This window comes from Actinomycetospora sp. (genome assembly GCF_055612215.1).
In genome coordinates, this window is sequence record NZ_JBVPVA010000018.1 from 1 (window position 1) to 1,695 (window position 1,695).

The window sequence follows — 1,695 nt, forward strand, 5'->3', positions numbered from 1 at the left end:
GGCCGGCTACCAGCCCGAGATCGCCTACTTCGAGTGCCTCCACGAGCTCAAGCTGATCGTGGACCTGATGTACGAGAAGGGCATCTACGGCCAGCGCTGGAGCTGCTCGGACACCGCCGAGTACGGCGACCTCACCCGCGGCCCGCGCATCGTGAACTCCGCGGTCAAGGAGGAGATGGGCCGCATCCTCGGCGAGATCCAGGACGGCTCCTTCGCCCGCGAGTGGATCGCCGAGGACGAGAACGGCCGCCCGAACTTCACCAAGCTCGAGGAGGAGGGCAAGGCCCACCAGATCGAGCAGGTCGGTGCCAAGCTGCGCGGCCTCATGCCGTGGATCGGGCGCGACCGCACCTGAGTTCCGCCGGGGTCTCCCGGGGGCAACGGCCTGGGTCCTCGGGGCAGCAACGGCACCGGGGCCTCGCGCCAGCAACGGGACCGGGGCCGGGCAGCAACGGCACGTTCCTGACGTCCGACGTCAGGACGGCGCCGTTCACTCGAGGGGGCCGGCGAGCTGATCGACCGACGGCGGGCGTACCGGACTGGTACGTCCGCCGTCGTCGTCCGTCCCCAGCGGCACGGTGCCGTCACTCGTCCACAGCTCGCTCCGTCGATGCTCACGCCCTGTCCGCCGTCCCGCGCACGCTCCGGCCATGAAGCGAGGGAACTGGGCGAACGACCTGGAGCGCATCCGTGCCGCCGCCGAGGACGACACGATCCACGTCCGCACACTCGTGCGACTCGGGATCCCGGAGGGCACGGCCTACCGCCGGTGCCGTGACGACGGGCCCTGGACGTTGATGGCCCCGGCGACGATCCGGCTGAGCACCGGCACCCCCACGCGGCGGCAGCTCGTGCGCGCCGGGCTGGTCTATGCCGGCGACCGGTCGGTCCTGACGGGACTCGACGCCGCCCGGGCGTACCGGCTGCGACGTGGCGAGCTCCCGGCCGCCGTCCACCTCCTCGTTCCCGAGGGGATGCGGGTCCAGTCCACGCCGACGATCCGGATCGAGCGGACCAAGCGGCTCGCGCCCGTGCTCCACCGGGACGGTCTCCCGGTCGCCTCGCTCGAGCGGTGCGTGATCGACGCGGTCCGGAGGATGCGGGGTCGGTCCGACATCGCGGCGATCCTGACCGAACCCGTCCAGCGGAGGATGACCCTGGTCGACACGCTCCTGGACGAGCTCGACGCCGGCTCCCGTCGTGGAACCGCCGTCCCCCGGGCCGTGCTGCGTGCCGCCGCGGACGGCGCCCGCTCGGCGGCCGAGTTCGACTTCCACCAGTGGTGGTCGGCGCACCCCGACCTGCCGCGCGGCGTGCTGTTCAACGTGCGTCTCAGCGATGCGACCGGGCTGCTCGGCATCGCGGACGCCTACCTGCCGGAGATCGGGCTCGTGCTGCCCATCGACTCGGTGGAGCAGCACTTCGCGACGCCGGACCAGGTGATCGACACGGAGCGCCAGCACCGTGCGTACCGGTCGGCGGGGCTCCACGTGTTCGGGATCCGCCCGAGTCGGATCGCAGGCGATTCCGCCGGCCTCCTCCGGGACGTTCTCGACGCCGTGCGGGTCGCCGAGCGCCTCCCGGCCCCTCTCGTCCGCTGGCAGCCCGACCTGCCGCGGTCCGCCTGAGGGTGGGCGTGCCCGCCGAGGTGTGGACGGCGCCGTCCTGACGTCGGGCGTCAGAAATGTGCCGTTG

At 72.4% G+C, this 1,695-nt stretch carries 1 protein-coding gene and 1 pseudogene; both read left to right on the forward strand.

Annotated features, from left to right (window positions below; all coding sequences use genetic code 11):
* Nucleotides 1-355, forward strand: a pseudogene (locus tag AC0CYZ_RS00420) (ketol-acid reductoisomerase); the annotation flags it as partial.
* Between the two features lie 295 nt (nucleotides 356-650).
* The gene (locus AC0CYZ_RS00425) at nucleotides 651-1,628 is read left to right on the forward strand and encodes a hypothetical protein (RefSeq protein WP_472210927.1); all 978 of its coding nucleotides are present in this window, start codon (nucleotides 651-653) and stop codon (nucleotides 1,626-1,628) included.
* Nucleotides 1,629-1,695: the final 67 nt, after the last annotated feature.